Here is a 17,419-nt window from a genome sequence, read left to right on the forward strand (position 1 = left end):
CTTGGTTGCATCGACGCACTTTGTATTGCGCGGCAGTGCGCTCGTGCATGATTGCCGTTCACGCGTGGCAGATCATTTCATTCCTGTGTGTTCTGAGGGCGGGCACGTACCGCATCTGGTGCGGGTCGCAGCAATTCCCGACGCCATTGCAGCAGGCGCGAACGTAGAGGAGTGATCTTCTTGATCTCGACGCATGTGCCGTTTATTCGAAGGCGAGATTCCCGAGGGCGAGTGCGAGGTGGCGCGACGTTGCGCCGAGGCCTCGCCGCAGTGGCCGCCTCAGCGCTCCTGATCACGGCTGTCGGCGCCCCCGCCGTCGCTGTGGACAACTACCCCGACGAGCCTTCCGAAGCGGCTGCCAGCGTGCTGGCGTCCGAGCTCATGCAGCAGGAGCTGCTGGGTGCGGCAACCTCCGACGCCGGGTCGCTCAGCAACCCCGGCCCGAACTCGGAGAACCTGAACGTCGACCTCCTCGGTTCCCAGGTGCTCGCGCTCGGCGACATCCAGCTCCCGGTGGACCAGTTCCTTGACTTCGGCCAGATCGGCGCACTCGCCAGCACTAGCGAGGCATCCGGTCCCATGGACGCGCGCGCCGTGTCCGGCCTGCTGGGCGCCGACGGCGGCGTCACCCTGGACGGCGCGGAGGACTCCTTCGGCACCGCGTCCATCGACGTGCTGTCGCTGGCGAGGCTCGTCGGCGTGGACGGCATCACCGACGCGGTCGTCGACGAGCTGACGATCGAGCTGGGCGCCCTCGGCGCCGAGGTCATCGCCGAGGACGGCGTGATCCTCGACCCCGACGGCGGGGTGACCGGGCCGGGGCAGTACCGCCTCGGCGACGGCACGCTGCGTCTGCGCTCCCCGATCGTCGCGGGCGCTGCCGACACCATCTACGACATCGGCGGCGCGATCGACACGCAGATCGAGACGCTGGTCAACGAGACGCTCGACATCTCGGCGCTGACGGCGCTGCTGGCTGCGGTCCCGGGGATCCCGGAGCCGACGGTCACCGTGGACTCGGACATGCAGGAGACGCTGTTCCAGTCCGTCGTGGGGGAGCCGATCACGTCGGCGAACCAGCTCGTGACCCTGGACCTCTCCACCGGTGAGCTGCAGGTCCACCTGGAGCACCTGGTCGAGGGCAACGACCCCTGGGGTGGTGGCGACGACGTGGGCATGAACGGTCTCGCCCCCAACTACGAGGTGATCGACGACCAGACGTACCCGCAGATCGCCGAGGGCGTCCACGAGATCATGCAGGAGGCCACGCGCATCCTGATCGGTGCGATCGAGGACTCGCTGAACGCCGTGACGATCGACATCGCGTTCTTCGACCAGTCGGCGCTCGGCACGCTCGACGTGTCGTGGTCGGTGCCCCTGGCGGACGCCGTGAACGGCAACTTCCCGCAGGTCGTCAACAACAGCACCGGTGTCCAGGCGGTCACCGGGACGCTGCTGGCGACGACGATCAACGGTCTCGGCAATGCCGCCGCGCCGATCTTCGGGGCCGTCTACGACCTCATCATCAGCGACGCGGGCGACCAGATCTTCGAGTTGCTGATCAACGACATCAAGTCGGGCATCACCGGGACGATCGGTGCCGCGCTGTCGCCCGTGTTCGACATCGTGGTGCAGTTCGTCTCGCTGCAGATCAACCACCAGGAGACGGCTACCTGCACCACCGCCGACGGCACGGAGCTGCTCGGCCAGCTCGAGGTCTCCGCGCTCAGCCTCGGACTCGTCCAGTCGGTGGACGCGGGCCGGATCGGCCTCGGCAACGCCGGCGTGCGGATCGACGCCTGCGACCTGGCGGCCATCGCTCCGACCCTGGCGGTCGACCCGGGCGAGGTGGCTCCGGGCGGCACGACGACGGTGACCGGTGAGGGCTACACGCCGAACTCCACGGCCACGGTGCAGCTGACGGACGCCGACGGCAACCCCGTCGGTGACCCGATCGTGGTGGACACCGACGAGAACGGTGGCTTCACGACGCCGCTGGTGGTGCCCGAGGACGCCGAGCCGGGTGACTACACGGTGGTCGGCACGGACGACACGACGGATACGCCTGCCGAGGCGCCGCTGGTCGTGACCCCGCCGTCCGAGATCACCCCGGAGCTGAGCGTCGATCCGGCGGAGGTGGCTCCGGGCGACTGCACGGAGGTGTCCGGCTCCGGCTACACGCCCAGCTCGACGGTCACGGTGCAGCTCACGGATGCCGACGGCAACCCCGTGGGTGAGCCGGTCGTCGTCGACACGGACGAGAACGGTGACTTCACCACGGAGCTCTGCGTCCCCGAGGACGCCGAGCCGGGTGACTACACGGTGGTCGGCACCGACGACACGACGGGCACGCCCGCCGAGGCACCGCTCGTGGTGACCGAGGCACCGGCGATCGACCCGTCGATCACGGTCGACCCGGCGGAGGTCGCCCCGGGCGGCACGACGACGGTGACCGGTGAGGGCTACACGCCGAACTCCACGGCCACGGTGCAGCTGACGGATGCTGACGGCAACCCCGTCGGTGACCCGATCGTGGTGGACACCGACGAGAACGGTGGCTTCACGACGCCGCTCGTGGTGCCCGAGGACGCCGAGCCGGGTGACTACACGGTGGTCGGTACCGACGACACGACGGACACGCCTGCCGAGGCTCCGCTCACGGTGATCACCGGTGCCGAGCAGTGCGCGTCGGCGCCTGAGCTGACGGTGACGCCGAGCTCTGTGCCGGCCGGCGAGACCGTGACGGTGGTGGGCACCGGCTTCCCGGCCGGGGTCGACGTCCTGGTCCAGCTGACCGACGCCGAGGGCAACCCGGTGGGCGATCCGGTCACGGTCACTCCTGACGAGAACTGTGGCTTCACCACCGACTACACGGTTCCGGAAGGCACCGAGCCCGGTGACTACGAGGTCGTCGCGGAGCCCGAGGACGGCAGCGAGGGTGCCGAGGCACCGCTCACGGTCGAGCCCGCGGACATCGCACCGACGCTGGTGGTCGACCCGACCGAGGTCGAGCCGGGTGCCTGCACGGAGGTGACGGGTGAGGGCTACACGCCTTCCTCGACGGTCACCGTCCAGCTGACGGATGCCGACGGCAACCCTGTCGGTGACCCGATCGTCGTCGACACCGACGAGAACGGTGCCTTCACGGCCGACCTGTGCGTGCCCGAGGACGCCGAGCCCGGTGACTACACCGTGGTCGGGACCGACGACACCACCGGTACTCCGGCCGAGGCGCCGCTGACGATCACCGAGCCGGCCGCCATCACGCCGACCCTTGCGGTGGACCCGTCGGAGGTCGCCCCGGGCGGCACCACGACGGTGACGGGCGAGGGCTACACGCCTGACTCGACCGTGACGGTGCAGCTGACGGACGCCGACGGTAACCCCGTCGGTGACCCGATCGTGGTGGACACCGACGAGAACGGTGGTTTCACGACGCCGCTCGTGGTCCCGGAGGACGCTGACCTCGGCGACTACACGGTGGTCGGTACCGATGACACGACGGGGACGCCTGCTGAGGCGCCGCTGACCGTGATCTCGGGTGCCGAGCAGTGTGCGTCCGACCCGGCGCTCACCGTGGTTCCGGACTCGGTGCCGGCAGGTGAGACGGTGACCGTCACGGGTACCGGCTTCCCGGCCGGGGTCGACGTCACGGTGCAGCTGACCGACGCCGAGGGCAACCCGGTGGGTGACCCGGTGACGGTGACTCCCGACGAGGACTGCGCGTTCACGACGGAGTACACGGTTCCGGAAGGGACCGAGCCTGGTGACTACGAGGTCGTGGCGGAGCCCGAGGACGGCAGCGAGGGTGCCGAGGCACCGCTCACGGTCGAGCCCGCGGACATCGCTCCGTCGCTCACGGTCGACCCGTCGGAGGTCGCCCCGGGCGGCACCACGACGGTGACGGGTGAGGGCTACACGCCTGACTCGACCGTGACGGTGCAGCTGACGGACGCTGACGGCAACCCCGTCGGTGACCCGATCGTGGTGGACACCGACGAGAACGGTGGCTTCACGACGCCGCTCGTGGTGCCCGAGGACGCCGAGCCCGGCGACTTCACGGTGGTCGGCACCGACGACACGACGGGGACTCCCGCGGAGGCTCCGCTCACGGTGATCACGGCTGCCGAGCAGTGCGAGTCGGCACCCGAGCTCACGGTCACGCCGAGCTCTGTCCCGGCCGGCGAGACCGTGACGGTGGTGGGCACCGGCTTCCCGGCCGGCGTCGACGTCACGATCCAGCTGACCGACGCCGAGGGCAACCCGGTGGGCGACCCGGTCACGGTCACTCCGGACGAGGCGTGCTCGTTCACCACGGAGTACACGGTCCCCGAGGGCACCGAGCCCGGTGACTACGAGGTCGTGGCGGAGCCCGAGGACGGCAGCGAGGGTGCCGAGGCGCCGCTCACGGTCGAGCCCGCGGACATCGCTCCGTCGCTCACGGTGGATCCGGCGGAGGTCGCGCCGGGTGGCACCACGACGGTCACCGGTGAGGGCTACACGCCCGACTCGACCGTGACGGTCCAGCTGACGGACGCTGACGGTAACCCCGTCGGTGACCCGATCACCGTCGACACCGACGAGAACGGTGGCTTCACGACGCCGCTCACGGTGCCCGAGGACGTCGACCTGGGTGACTACACCGTCGTCGGTACCGACGACACCACCGGTACTCCGGCGGAAGCGCCGCTGACCGTGATCTCGGGGGCCGAGCAGTGTGAGTCGGCACCTGAGCTCACAGTGGCGCCGAGCTCTGCACCGGCGGGCGAGACCGTGACGGTGGTGGGCACCGGCTTCCCGGCCGGCGTCGACGTCACGATCCAGCTCACGGACGCCGAGGGCAACCCGGTGGGCGACCCGGTCACGGTCACTCCGGACGAGAACTGTGGCTTCACCACCGACTACACGATCCCCGAGGGCACCGAACCTGGTGACTACGAGGTCGTGGCGGAGCCCGAGGACGGCAGCGAGGGTGCCGAGGCGCCGCTCACGGTCGAGCCTGGCTCTGACCCCGGAGAGGAGTGCACGGACCCGACCCTGGTCGCCGACCCGACGTCCGTCGAGCCGGGCGGCGAGGTGACCGTCACCGGTACGGGCTTCCCCGCGGGTGTCGAGGTCAGCGTCACGCTGACCGACGCATCGGGTGACCCCGTCGGCGACCCCGTCACGGTGACCCCGGACGAGTCGTGCGGGTTCACGGTCACCATCCAGATCCCGGACGACGCGGATCCCGGCGTGCACGTCATCGTCGCGGAGCCCGAGGACGGCAGTGACGGTGCCGAGGTGCCGATCACTGTGACGGGACCTGACTCCAGGACGCTGACCGCCTGGTTCGAGAAGGACTCGGTGAAGCCTGGTGCGAGCCAGACTCTCTACGCCGCGGGCTTCGAGCCGGGTGAGATGGTCGTCGGCGTGATCCGCGCGACGTCGATCCGGCTGCAGGCCGCCGCCGCGGACGAGACGGGCAAGGTCGAGTGGACCTTCATCGTCCCGCCCGGGCAGAAGGCGGGTTCGTACATCGGAACCGCCACCAGCCAGACGATCGGGGACTCCGCAGCTGCCTCGTTCAAGGTGGCGCTGACGTCCACCGGTGGCGGCAACGGCAACGGCAACGGTGACGGTAACGGTTCGGGCAACGGGAACGGCAGCGGTTCGGGCTCCGGCTCGGGCGGTCTGGCCACTACCGGTGCGGACGTCGCCACCCTGGTGACCATCTCGATGCTCCTGCTCGGAGCCGGTGCGGTACTGATCCGGCGTCGACGTGAGCTCGCGATGGCCGCGGCCACGGCCATGGGCAAGATGTCTGACAAGCAGTAGCAGGAAACCGCTGACGGCCGGTGATCCGGCCGGCGGGTGAGCCGGCCCGGCACGAGAACCCTCGTGCCGGGCCGGCTTGCGCCGGCTACTCGGTCCGCTCCACCAGCGCCGGCTGGGTCTCGGGAAACTTCACGCCGGTGAGCTCCTCGGACACCGACCACAGCCGCTGCTGAAGGGCCTGGTCGTAGGACTGCGGGCTGGACGGGGCCACTCGTGGGTTCCCGCGGAGCTCGCCCCTGCCGTCAGGACCGTAGTACTGCCCGCCGAGCACCGCAGGGTCGGTCGCGGCACGCAGGCTCGGCAGCGCCCCGTGCGCGGCGTCCTGGCTGACCAACGGCCCGAGGACCGGTGCGATCAGGCGCAGTACCGCTGAGGGGTTGCGGACCAGCTCGGTGCTGGCCAGGCCGGGGTGCGAGGCGACGGAGATCGTGGTTCCCGCCGGTGCGAGACGGCGCTGCAGCTCGTAGGTGAACAGCAGGTTCGCGAGCTTCGACTGCGCGTAGGCCCCGGTCCTGCTGTAGGTCCGGTCCCACTGCAGGTCGTCGAAGTGGATCGCGGCGCCCCCGGAGCGGTGGGCGATACTGCTGACGGTCACCACCCGGGAGCCCGGCACCGGCAGCAGCAGGTCCAGGAGCAGCCCGGTCAGCGCGAAGTGGCCGAGGTGGTTGGTGCCGAACTGCAGCTCGAACCCGTCCCGCGTGGTCTGCTTGGGCGGGATCATGACGCCTGCGTTGTTGATCAGCAGGTCGATCGAGGCGTGCTTCGTGTGCAGCTCCGCCGCCGCGTCGCGGACGGACTCCAGCGACGTCAGGTCCAGGGCCTGCACCGTGACGTCGCCGGACATGCGGGCCGCGGCCAGCTTGCCCTTCTCGACGTCGCGCACGGCCAGGACCACCCGCGCTCCGTGCTCGGCGAGAGCCCGTGCGGTCTCGAAGCCCAGGCCCGTGTTGGCGCCGGTCACGACGGCCACCCGGCCCCGCTGGTCGGGGATGCTCTGCTCGGTCCATCGCTCACTCATGGGTCATGCTCCTTTTTACGGACCGCCGGTCTCTTGTGGCTCGACCGTAAGAGACCTTCGGTCTGTTGTCAATAGACTGGCGGTCTGTAAACTGGCGGACATGACGTTTCAGCGAGCACGCAGCGAGGAGCAGCGGGAGATCCGGCGCCAGGCGATCCTCGACACGGCGCGGTCGATGCTCGACGAGATGCCGGTGGCCGAGGTGGGTCTCAACGAGCTGAGCCGGCGCGTCGGGCTGGCGAAGTCCAACGTGCTGCGCTACTTCGAGTCGCGTGAGGCCGTCCTGCTCGAGCTGCTGACCGACGCCGTGGAGGTATGGATCGCCGAGGTCTCGCAGGAGCTCGCCGCCGGCGTCGATCCGCGGCTCCCGGCGGGGGAGCGTGGTGACCAGATGGCGGCGATCCTCAGCCGGTCGCTGGCGCGCCACGCGGTGCTGTGCGATCTGGCCAACGCGCAGGCGGGCGTCCTCGAGCACAACGTGTCCGTCGACGTCGTCCTGCGCCACAAGCGGTCCGCCCTCGCCAACCTCGGGACCGTCGTCGAGCTGCTCCACCACCATCTGCCGGAGCTCGGCGACAACGCCAGATCGGTATGCATGACGGCGCTGGTCCTGGCCGGCGCGATGTCGACGTACTTGAGGCCGTCCGCCAGCACGCTCGCGGCCTACGACGTCGACCCCTCGCTGATCGGGTTCCGGGTGGAGCTGGACTCCGGCCTGGAGAGTGCCGTGTCCCTGCTCATCGCTGGTGCCCTTGCGCGCTCCGGTGCCCGCTGACGCCGAGGTGGCAACGGCAACGGCCCGGCACGAGAACCTTCGTGCCGGGCCGGCTTGCTTCTCGCTAGCGGGCCGGAGAGGTGCGCAGCAGTGTTCCGAGCCAGGAGGCAACGTGCGTCCGGGCGGAGGCCGTCGCGGTGAACCGCGCGGCGTGCGCGTGGATCTCGGACTCCTCGTAGACCTGGCGGCCCAGCAGAAGGGCCGCCTCCTCGCGGTGGTGCCGGGCGCAGAAGGCCCGGACCTCGGCTGCCTCGAACAGTTCCCACGACGACATCAGGTTTGACGTGCGGCCCGCCCGGACGAACGCGGCGGCGGGTGCCAGGTCGTCGAAGAACGCCCAGTGGTCGGAGAGGTCCACGGCCGCTCCGCGGCAGACCCGCAACGTGGCGGTCTCCATGGCTCCGGGCAGCGCTGGTTGGTCGACGACGGCCGTGTACTCGCAGTCTGTCGCAGGGTGGGTGTCAGCGGTGTGGGGGGAGTGCTTGCCGTACTGTCGGCAGATCGACGTCTCGATCCTCTCGAGCACGGAGCTGGTGGTGCTGGGCGGCATATCGATCCTTCACGTGGTCTTGCCCGGGTCTGCTGGCGGGCACGGGAGAGGGCGTCCATGCAGAGGCATGGAGTTCCGGTCGTGATTCACCCTGTGTGCGGAGCGATATGGGGGGTGCTTCGCCTGGGTGGTTCGGCGGATGTGCTGTCGGTCAATCACCGGCCCCAAGGGGGCCATGCGGTCATTCTGTCAAAAAAGGGTCGAATTCGCCCGACGTACGGGTCGGAGGGGCATGGTTACATCTGAGCGTGGCCGGCGACATGACTGATGATGAGACCGGCGCGACCTCTGCGGCCGCGTCGCCACCGACGGACCTGGTCCCCTTCCGGACCGCGGTGCGCGCCTGGTTCGCGATCTCGTGGCAGACGTTCGGCGGCCCGGCCGGGCAGATCGCCGTCATGCAGCGCACCCTCGTGGACGAGAAGCGGTGGATCGGGCAGGGCCGGTTCCTGCACGCGCTCAACTACTGCATGCTCCTGCCCGGGCCCGAGGCGCAGCAGCTCGCCGTCTACACCGGCTGGCTGCTCAACGGGTGGCGCGGGGGCCTGGTCGCGGGCGGCCTGTTCGTGCTGCCGGGGATGCTCGCGCTGCTGGTGCTGTCCGCGATCTACGTCGCCTTCGGCGAGACCGCCGTCGTCTCGGCGGTGTTCGCCGGCCTCGCGCCGGCCGTCCTGGCCATCGTGGTCCAGGCGGTGCTCCGGGTGGGCAGGCGGGCCCTGACCAGTCCTGCCCTGGTCGTCCTTGCGGTCGCCGCCTTCGTGGCGCTCACCTTCTTCGCGGTGCCGTTCCCCCTCGTCGTGCTCGGCGCCGGTGTGATCGGGTGGCTGGTGCACCGCTACGCGCCGGTCTGGATCGCCACCACACCGCGCAGCGACCGGGCCGACGGCCCCGCCCCGCTCATCCCCGACGACGCCCTGCACGCCGAGAAGCCGTCCGGCCGCCGCGCCCTGCGGGTCCTGGTGCTGGGCCTCCTGGCGTGGTCGCTCCCGGTGCTCGCGGTCGCGCTGCTGACGGGGGTCGACAGCGTGCTCACCCAGCAGGGACTGTTCTTCTCGGGCAGTGCCCTGGTGACGTTCGGCGGCGCCTACGCGGTGCTGGCCTATGTCGCGCAGCAGGCCGTGCAGACCTACGCGTGGGTCACGCCGGGCGAGATGACGCGCGGACTGGCGCTGGCCGAGACCACGCCCGGGCCGCTGATCATGGTCGTGCAGTTCGTCGCGTTCCTCGGCGCCTACCGCAACCCCGGCGCCCTCGACCCGTGGGCGGCGGCCGTGCTGGGTGCGCTGCTGACGACCTGGGTCACCTTCGTGCCGTCGTTCCTCTTCATCTTCCTCGGCGCGCCCTACGTCGAGCGGCTCCGGGGCAACCGGACGCTGAGCGCCGCCCTCACGGCCATCACCGCTGCGGTCGTGGGCGTCATCGCCAACCTCGCCCTCTACTTCGCCACGCACACACTCTTCGCCACCTCGAACCCCTGGACCGCCGGTCCGCTGTCGTTCGACGTCCCCGCCCTCACCTCGATCCAGCCCGCCGCGCTGGGCATCGCCGTCGTCGCGGCGCTGCTGCTGTTCGTGGTGCGCTGGTCGGTGCTGCGAACGCTGGGTGTGTGCGCCCTGCTCGGTCTCGGGCTCGGTCTCGCCGGCCTGCTCTGACCGGCCCGCGCCCACCACTCGCACCATCCTGCTCGCGGCAACCAGCCCGGCAGACCACCGGTCTGCCGGGCTGCGGCATTTGTCAAGAGATCACCCTTTGGGCGATAATGATTCTCAATATGAGTCAGAACCTGATCAAGCCCGTCCGCGAGCACCAGGACAGCGTCGACGGGCCGGATCAGGTGGACCGCCCGATCCTGTCCCTGCGTGATGTCGAGGTGCGCACCGCCGACGGTACGAAGCTCCTGACCGTCGCCTCCCTCGACGTCCTCGCCGGGCAGCGCATCGTGATCACCGGGCCGTCCGGCAGTGGCAAGTCGCTCCTGCTCAGCACTCTCACCGGGCGGTGGCCGGCCGGCCTGCGCCTCACCGGGGAGCGCACCGCGCGGCTCCAGCGCATCGGCTTCGTCCCGCAGCGCGGCCTCGACGCCCTGCACCCGCTCGTCCCGCTCGCCCGCCAGCTGCGGATGGTGACCGGTGCCGACCCCGCCCGGATCAGCACGGTGCTCACCGCGGTAGGGCTCGACGATCCCGCGCTCCACGGGCGGCGTCCCACCGAGCTCTCGGGCGGCCAGGCGCAGCGCGCGAGCGTGGCGCTCGCGGCCCTGACGGACGCACCGCTGGTCCTCGCCGACGAGCCGACCAGCGCGCTCGACCACGAGTCCCGGGACCAGACGCTGCGCCTGCTGGAGGAGATCGTGGGCCCGCGGCAGACGCTCGTCGTCGCCACGCACGACATCGCGGTGGTCCGGGCGCTCGGCGCCCGCCACCTCGCGGTGTCCGACGGCGCCGTGACCGAGCTGGCACCGGGCGCCGGACCGGGCGCCGGACCTGGGGGCGCCCGGTGACCGCGGAGCTCACCGCGCCGACGCTCACTATCGAGCGTCTGACCGCCGTCCACGGCCGCGGCGCCCAGGCCCGCTCGGTCCTCGCCCCGACGAGCCTGGAGGTCCGCCCCGGCGAGTCCGTGGCGGTGGTCGGCCGGTCCGGCGCGGGCAAGTCGACCCTCGCCGACATCACCCTGGGCCTGCGAACCCCGGCCGGGGGACGTGTCCTGGTCGGCGGCAACGAGTGGTGCACACCATCGGGCCGTCCGCCGCGGAGCCAACGTCGCCTGGTCCAGGGCGTCCCGCAGGACCCGCTCGCCGCCTTCGTGCCGCGCTGGACGCTCGGCCGGTCCATCGAGCAGGCCGTGCGCAGGCTCACGGGCGACGACGACATCAAGTCCCGGGTGCACCGGGCCGCGGAGCTGGCCAGGCTCGACCTGGAGCTGCTCGGACGCCGCCCGTCGGAGGTCTCCGGCGGGCAGGCCCAGCGCGCGGCGATCGTCCGCGCGGTCGCGCCGGGCCCCGCCGTCCTCGTCGCCGACGAACCCACCAGCGCGCTCGACGCCGACACGGCGAGCGCCGTCTCGGCGGCGCTGCTGACCATCACCCGGGAGCTGGGCATCGCGCTCCTCCTGGTCACCCACGACCCCGAGGTCGCGGAGCGCTGCACCCGCACGCTCACGATCACCGCTCCCGCCCCATGAACGGAACCATCCGATGAACCCCCTCAAGCGCCGCCCCCAGCCTCGCCGGCTCCTCGCGCTCGTGACGATCCCGCTGTCGCTCTCCCTGCTCACCGCGTGCTTCTCCGAGCCGGCCCCGGCCGGCGGCGCGGGATCCGACGAGCGGATCTCCGTCGCGATGCTGCAGCCCCCGCGTTCCGGCCTCAGCCCCCTGAGCGACGACGCCTTCAAGCTCTCGCGCTGGGCCACCGCCGAGACGCTGGTCGTCCTCGACGAGGCGGGGGAGGCGCTGCCCGCGCTCGCCACCGGGTGGGAGCAGGTCGACGACACGACCTGGCGGTTCGCCGTCCGCCAGGGTGTGTCGTTCCACAACGGCAACGAGCTCACCACCGAGTCGGTGGTCAACTCGCTCCAGCACGCGATCGACGCGAGCCCGGTCCCGCGCATCCTCGACGGCGTCGACCTGACGGTCCGGGCCGATCGCGACGACGTGGTCCTCACCACCGCCGAGCCCGACCCGCTCCTGCCGCACCGGCTCTCCAGCCCGCAGCTCGCGGTCCTCGACGCCGAGGCCTACACCGACAGCGGCGTCGACCCGACCGGTACGGGCACCGGGCCGTTCGAGCTGACGGCGATCGACGGCGTCGTCGGGGCGACGCTCGAGCGCTACGACGGCTACTGGGGCGAGCCCGCGCAGGCCGCGGGGATCGACGTGCGGTACGTGCCCGACGGCACGGCCCGCGCCGCCGCCCTGCGGACGGGCGAGGCGGACGTCGTCGAGGCGATCCCGGCCGGGCAGGCCGCGTCGATCGACGAGAACCTCATCACCGAGGTGCCCATGCCGCGTACCAACACGCTGTACCTGAACACCGAGTCTGGCCCGTTCGCGGACCCCGCCGTCCGCGCCGCCGCACGGGAGGCCGTCGACCGCGCGGCGATCATCGAGTCCGTCTACGAGGGCCGCGCCGACGTCGCGGAGGGTCTGCTCGGGCCGGCGCTGCCGTGGGCAGCCGGATACCGCGACGAGCCCGCCTACCAGGAGGTGCTCGACGGCCGTGCGACGCCGTCCGAGGTCGACGGCGTGCAGATCACGCTCGGCACGTTCACCGACCGGGCCGAGCTGCCGGAGGTCGCCGTCATCCTCGAGCAGCAGCTGGAGGCCGCGGGCTTCGACGTGCAGCAGGACGTCCGCGAGTACCAGTTCATCGAGGCCGACGCGCTGGACGGCACGTTCGACGCGTTCATCCTCTCCCGCGCCACGGTGCTCGACTCCGGGGACCCCGTCGCCTACCTCGCCTCCGACTTCACCTGCGACGGCGGCTTCTCCATCGCCCAGCTGTGCAGCCCCGACGTCGACGAGGCCATCAGCCGCGCCGCGCAGACGGAGCCGGGTGAGGACCGTCAGCGCGCCAGCATGGCCGCGGAGGCCGCGGTGCTCGCCACCGACGCCGCGATCCCGCTCCTGCACGAGCGGGTCATCCAGGGTGAGTCGCAGCAGGTGGCTGACGCCGCCCGGGACCCCCGTGAGCGCATCCTCATCACCGCCGACACCCACCTCGATGCGGCACGGTAACGCCCTCGGGATCGTCTCCCGGCTCGTCAGCGGGGTCGCGCTGCTGCTCGTCGCCGGGGCGCTGCCCTGGCTCTCGCAGCGCGACCCCGCCGCCTCGGTGCTCCGCGCCCGCTACGCCGAGCTCGAGCCGACGCCGGAGGCGCTCGCCGCCGTCCGCGCCGAGCTCGGGCTCGACGGCGGCCCGGTGGCCACCAGCATCCGCTGGTGGTCGGGTGTGCTCCGCGGCGACCTCGGCACCTCCTGGGTGAGCGGCGGCGAGATCGGGCCGGGGGTCTGGAACGCGCTCGGCGTCTCCCTGACCCTCACCGCCTTCGCGGCGGTCGTCGCGCTCGTCATCGTGGCCGCCGTCGTCACGCCCGCCGCGCTACGGGTGCTCCGCGACCGCCCGCAGCGCGGCTCCGGACCCGTCGGGGTAGCGCTCACCGCGCTGCCCGAGTTCCTCCTCGCGAGCACCCTCCTCGTCGTGGTCGCCGTCCAGCTGCAGTGGCTCCCGCCCTACGGGTGGAGCGGGCTCGACACCGCGATCCTGCCCGCGCTCGCCCTGGGCATCCCCGCGGGCGGCCTCCTCGGCCGCCTGCTGGCCGACGCCGTCTCCGGCGTCACCGAGGAACGCTGGGTCAGCGTGTGGCTGCTCGCCGGCGCACGCCACCGCGTGATCCTCACGGGGGTCCTCCGCCGGGCCGCCGCCGCGGTCGTCGACCAGCTCGGGCTCGTGCTCATCGGCGTGCTCGGCGGCGCCGTCGCCGTCGAACAGGTCTTCGCGATCCCGGGCCTCGGCCGCTACCTCCTCGGCGCCGCCAACGCGCAGGACCTGCCCGCCCTGCAGGCCGGCATCCTGCTCATGGCGCTCGCGGCACTGGTCGTCGGCCTGCTCGCCGGCCTCGCCCGGCGTGTCCTGCGTGGCGGACCGCTGCCACCCGGCGCGCTCCCGCCACCTCCCGAACGGCGGGGCGACGACCGGGCCGCGCGCTGGACCGTCGGCGTCGCGCTCGGCCTCATGACGCTGATGCTCGCCCTCGGCCTGCCCCGCGACCCGTACACGATCGCCCACCCGCGCCTCGCACCGCCGAGCGCGGAGCTGCCGTTCGGAGCGGACGCCAGCGGGCGGGACCTCCTGGCGCGCGTCGCGCACGGGACGCTGGGCACCCTGCTGCCCTCGGTGGGGATCATCCTGGCCGCCATCGCCGTCGCACTGCTCCTGGCAGTGCTCGGCGAGACCGCCCGCGGACCGGCCGAGATCGCCAACGCCACGCCCCCGATCCTCGCCGGCGTCATCATCGCCGCGCTCCTCGGCCCCTCCGTCGGCGGCGCGGCGCTCGCCGTGCTCTGGGTCACCTGGCCGCCTCTCACCGCTCACGCGACGGCGCTCATCGACGAGGCCAACGCCATGCCCCACATCAGGTGGCTCCCGGTCGCGGGCCTCTCCCGCCTCGAGATCTGGGCGCGGCACGTGCTGCCCGCCACGATCGGACCGCTGCTGCGCCACGGCATGCTCCGCCTGCCCGGGGTCGCGCTGGCGCTCGCGGCGCTCGGCTTCCTCGGCCTGGGCGCCCAGCCGCCGCTCCCCGAGTGGGGACTGCTGCTCGGCGAGGGCATCGACTACGTGGAACGCGCACCGTGGACCACTCTCGCGCCCGCCGCGGCACTCGTCCTGACGTCGGTGTGCGCCGTCGCGCTCGCCGGACTCCGGAGCCGCCGGACAAAGCGCAGAAGTCGCCCCACGGCCCGGCAGGAACCCCCGGCCCGTGCAAATGTGGGCTGACGCCGACGTCGGCGTCCCAGCCACAACGGAGGGCAGCCGCATGAGTCTTACCGACATCCACGCCGAGCACACGACCGCCGAGCACCAGCACGGCGAGAGCTGCGGTCACGCGACAGTGCAGCACGAGGGACACGTCGACTTCCTGCACGGCACGCACCGGCACGCGCTGCACGGCGACCACTACGACGAGCACGAGTCGGTCGCCGAGCACACGGCGGCCGAGCACGCGCACGGCCCGGACTGCGGGCACGAGGCGGCTCCCCACGACGACCACACGGACTACGTCCACGACGGGCACAAGCACGCCGTCCACGGGGACCACTACGACGAGCACTGATCCGGGCCGGCGCGTCCTCCTGCGGCTTCGGTCGGTCGTGCCGCAGGAGGACGTGATCGTCCTTGCCGCGTGAGATCCGTGTGACGCTCGCCCGCTGGACGCCTTCGCTCATGTCCGAGGTGGTCCGCGAGTACGGGCTGCCCGACGACGCGGCGGTCGCCGTCGTCCTCCAGGTGCTGGTGCGCCGCGACCGGACGAGCGATCAGCGCCGCGGCCTGGTCCTGAACCCGGCGGTCGACGCGTTCCTGGTGCGGCACGCGAGCATCCTGGCGCGCGTGGTGACCGCGCTCGACACGGCGGGCAAACGGTCCTACCTCGACCTCGCCGCGCGGAACCCGGAGGCGCACGCCGGGCTCGTCGCCGTCCTGGCGCACCGAGCCAGCATGCCCAAGGCCCTTCAGCCAATGCCGCCCAGCAGGATGCCGGGCAGGGCGACGGTGAACCCGTTCATGTCCTGCCGGCCGTGGTCGTAGCTCCGGCCGTTGCCCTTGCCGATGCCGCCTCGGTTCCCGTGGCCCTGGCCGTTCCCGCGGACGTCGTCCTGACCGTTGCCGCGTCCGTTGCCGGTCCCGGGGCCCTGGCCGTCGTACGTGGTGGGGCCTCGGCCGTTGGGGTTGCCGGGATTTCCGGGCGGACCGCCGGAATCGACAGCCGGCGGAGGGGTCGGCTTGGGCGCAGGTTCGGGTTTCGGCTTGGGAGTCGGTGCCGGTTCCGGTGCGGCGGGCTTGTCGGCGGGCGCCTGTGGCGCGGGCCGGTCCACAGCCTGTTCGATGTCCGGAGCGGACGGCGGGTCGTCCGCCGGCTCCGGCTCCGGTTCGGCCGCCTTCTGCTCGGGTGCCGGAACCGGGACGGCGTCCTCCTTGGGCGTGGTGGCCGGGCGCGGCTTGGGGTCCGCGGGCGGGATGGCCGGGGGTCGCTCCTGCGCGGGTGGTTCCGGCGGACCTGGCAGGCTCGGCGGCTCGGCTGCTGCGCCCTCTTCGAGGGCCTGGATCGGCGGTTCGTCGTCCTGGTCGGCGATCAACGCCGCCGCACCCGCACCGACCGCCAGGACGGCGAGAACACCGGCGGCCACAGCAGCCTCCTTCTTCCCGACCGAACGCGGCTGCGCCTTGCCCGCACCGACCGCGCCGACGCCGATCGCGCCGGTGCCGACGGCTCCGGTGGCCCAGCCGCCTGCGATGAGGTGTTGTCCGAGGTCGCGGAGCATCCAGGACACCTCGCGGACGTCGACGAACGCGCGGGTGCACTCGGCGCAGCCGTCCATGTGGACCTCCAGGCGCCGTTGGCGGCGGGGCAGGAGGCGTCCTTTGAGGTAGTCGTGCATGGCGGCGCGGGTGGTGCGGCACTCGGGTTCGTTGACGTCTTGGGCGTGGGCGGCGGCGAAGGCGCCGGCGAGGCGTTCTTCGGCGCGGCGCAGGCGCATGGTGACGGCGTGGGGGCGCACGCCGAGAGTGGTGGCGATGTCGGCGACTGCGCGGTCGTGGAGGTGGCGTTCGAGGAGGAGGTTGCGGTCGTCGTCGGCGAGGTCGGACAGTGCGGTGCGGAGCATGGTGACGTCGGCGTGGCGTTCGGCGTCGATGCCGGGTACGCGTGCGGCGACCGAGCGCACGACGTTGGGCCGGTGCACCACCCAGTCGACCCGGAGGTCACCAGTGGCGGTCACGCGACGCTCCCCACGTAAGGCTGCTCGTCATTGAAAGGCCCAGACTGGAAATGTCCGGAACGGGTCGGGGTCGGCGGTGTCCGCCCAACACCACCGCCTCAAGCATACGGAAACGCCGTCCCACGCTTGTGATCTCGAAGATTGGAAGGCGGCGGCAACCCGTGGTATCACCCGCAAGGGCTTGCGGGTGGTGCTCAGCCTGTGAATCCATGGCGCCATGAAGTCACTTCCTGTTCCCGGAGATCGGTCCATCTGGTCAGTGGGCGACCTGGCCGTGCGGTTCGGCCTTGAGACACACGTGCTGCGCCACTGGGAGGCGGTGGGCTTGCTCAGCCCGGCCCGCGACGGCGCCGGCCGGCGCCGGTACGGCTCCGACGACGCCTTTCGCGTCGCCACGATCATCCGCAGCAAGGCCGCGGGCATGAGCCTGGAGCAGATCCGCGTGATGCTCGACGGCGGCGCGTACGACCGCCACGTGATCCTCGAGGAACACATCGCGGACCTCGACCGGCGGATGGCCGAGATGGAGCTGTCCCGCGAGATGACCCGCCACGCCCTCGAGTGCCGGGCCCATGACATCACCTCGTGCCCGAACTTCCGTACGCACGTCCGGGACATCGTCGACAACAGGGCCGGTCGCCGTCCGTCCCTCGCAGATTCCCTGAGGCAGCGACACTGACTCGCTCAGGGGCTTCCCTGGCTTGTCCCTGGAACCTCTCGCGAACCCTTGGTTCGCAGGTCAGCGCCGTGAAATAACCTCCA

General features: G+C 71.8%; 13 protein-coding genes. 10 read left to right on the top strand and 3 right to left on the bottom strand.

Annotated elements, in window-relative coordinates:
* The first annotated feature begins 249 nt into the window (after positions 1-249).
* On the top strand, positions 250-5,817 hold the full coding sequence (locus tag ACQEVI_RS19960; protein ID WP_432901989.1) for a choice-of-anchor G family protein: 5,568 nt from the start codon (positions 250-252) through the stop codon (positions 5,815-5,817).
* An 85-nt stretch (positions 5,818-5,902) separates the two neighbouring features.
* On the opposite strand, the gene ACQEVI_RS19965 is transcribed toward ACQEVI_RS19960, so the two are convergent.
* Complete coding sequence (locus ACQEVI_RS19965) at positions 5,903-6,835, bottom strand: SDR family NAD(P)-dependent oxidoreductase (protein ID WP_432901991.1); 933 nt, start codon at positions 6,833-6,835, stop codon at positions 5,903-5,905.
* 100 nt (positions 6,836-6,935) lie between these two features.
* Between ACQEVI_RS19965 and ACQEVI_RS19970 the strand changes: the two genes are divergently transcribed.
* Positions 6,936-7,610, top strand: a complete 675-nt coding sequence (locus ACQEVI_RS19970) for a TetR/AcrR family transcriptional regulator (RefSeq protein ID WP_432901993.1) — start codon at positions 6,936-6,938, stop codon at positions 7,608-7,610.
* Between the two features lie 64 nt (positions 7,611-7,674).
* Here ACQEVI_RS19970 and ACQEVI_RS19975 read toward each other — a convergent pair whose 3' ends face one another.
* Positions 7,675-8,160: a hypothetical protein gene (locus tag ACQEVI_RS19975; protein ID WP_432901995.1), complete on the bottom strand. Its 486-nt coding sequence runs from the start codon at positions 8,158-8,160 to the stop codon at positions 7,675-7,677.
* A 260-nt stretch (positions 8,161-8,420) separates the two neighbouring features.
* On the opposite strand from ACQEVI_RS19975, the gene chrA reads away from it, so the two are divergent.
* From chrA to ACQEVI_RS20010, 7 genes are all read left to right on the top strand, one after another.
* The gene (chrA, locus tag ACQEVI_RS19980; protein WP_432901997.1) at positions 8,421-9,812 is read left to right on the top strand and encodes a chromate efflux transporter; all 1,392 of its coding nucleotides are present in this window, start codon (positions 8,421-8,423) and stop codon (positions 9,810-9,812) included.
* A gap of 119 nt (positions 9,813-9,931) precedes the next feature.
* Positions 9,932-10,660, top strand: a complete 729-nt coding sequence (locus ACQEVI_RS19985; RefSeq protein WP_432901999.1) for an ATP-binding cassette domain-containing protein — start codon at positions 9,932-9,934, stop codon at positions 10,658-10,660.
* Positions 10,657-11,343, top strand: coding sequence for an ABC transporter ATP-binding protein (locus ACQEVI_RS19990; RefSeq protein ID WP_432902001.1), 687 nt, complete (start codon positions 10,657-10,659; stop codon positions 11,341-11,343). The genes ACQEVI_RS19985 and ACQEVI_RS19990 overlap by 4 nt, the downstream gene beginning before the upstream one ends.
* A gap of 13 nt (positions 11,344-11,356) precedes the next feature.
* The gene (locus ACQEVI_RS19995) at positions 11,357-12,895 is read left to right on the top strand and encodes an ABC transporter substrate-binding protein (RefSeq protein WP_432902003.1); all 1,539 of its coding nucleotides are present in this window, start codon (positions 11,357-11,359) and stop codon (positions 12,893-12,895) included.
* Positions 12,882-14,657: an ABC transporter permease subunit gene (locus ACQEVI_RS20000; protein WP_432902005.1), complete on the top strand. Its 1,776-nt coding sequence runs from the start codon at positions 12,882-12,884 to the stop codon at positions 14,655-14,657. Before ACQEVI_RS19995 ends, ACQEVI_RS20000 begins: the two co-directional genes overlap by 14 nt.
* A gap of 40 nt (positions 14,658-14,697) precedes the next feature.
* Positions 14,698-14,994, top strand: a complete 297-nt coding sequence (locus tag ACQEVI_RS20005) for a hypothetical protein (RefSeq protein WP_432902007.1) — start codon at positions 14,698-14,700, stop codon at positions 14,992-14,994.
* A 62-nt stretch (positions 14,995-15,056) separates the two neighbouring features.
* Positions 15,057-15,467: a hypothetical protein gene (locus ACQEVI_RS20010; protein ID WP_432902009.1), complete on the top strand. Its 411-nt coding sequence runs from the start codon at positions 15,057-15,059 to the stop codon at positions 15,465-15,467.
* Here the strand turns inward: ACQEVI_RS20010 and ACQEVI_RS20015 are convergent.
* A complete protein-coding gene (locus ACQEVI_RS20015) occupies positions 15,392-16,657 on the bottom strand; it encodes a zf-HC2 domain-containing protein (protein WP_432902011.1) in 1,266 nt (421 codons plus the stop codon). The two genes, ACQEVI_RS20010 and ACQEVI_RS20015, sit on opposite strands and share 76 nt — an antisense overlap.
* Before the next feature lie 217 nt (positions 16,658-16,874).
* Between ACQEVI_RS20015 and ACQEVI_RS20020 the strand changes: the two genes are divergently transcribed.
* Positions 16,875-17,336 (top strand): MerR family transcriptional regulator, encoded by a 462-nt coding sequence (locus ACQEVI_RS20020; protein ID WP_432902013.1) that lies wholly within the window; start codon positions 16,875-16,877, stop codon positions 17,334-17,336.
* Positions 17,337-17,419: the final 83 nt, after the last annotated feature.

This window comes from Promicromonospora sp. CA-289599 (assembly GCF_050936155.1).
Classification (GTDB): Bacteria; Actinomycetota; Actinomycetes; order Actinomycetales; family Cellulomonadaceae; genus Promicromonospora.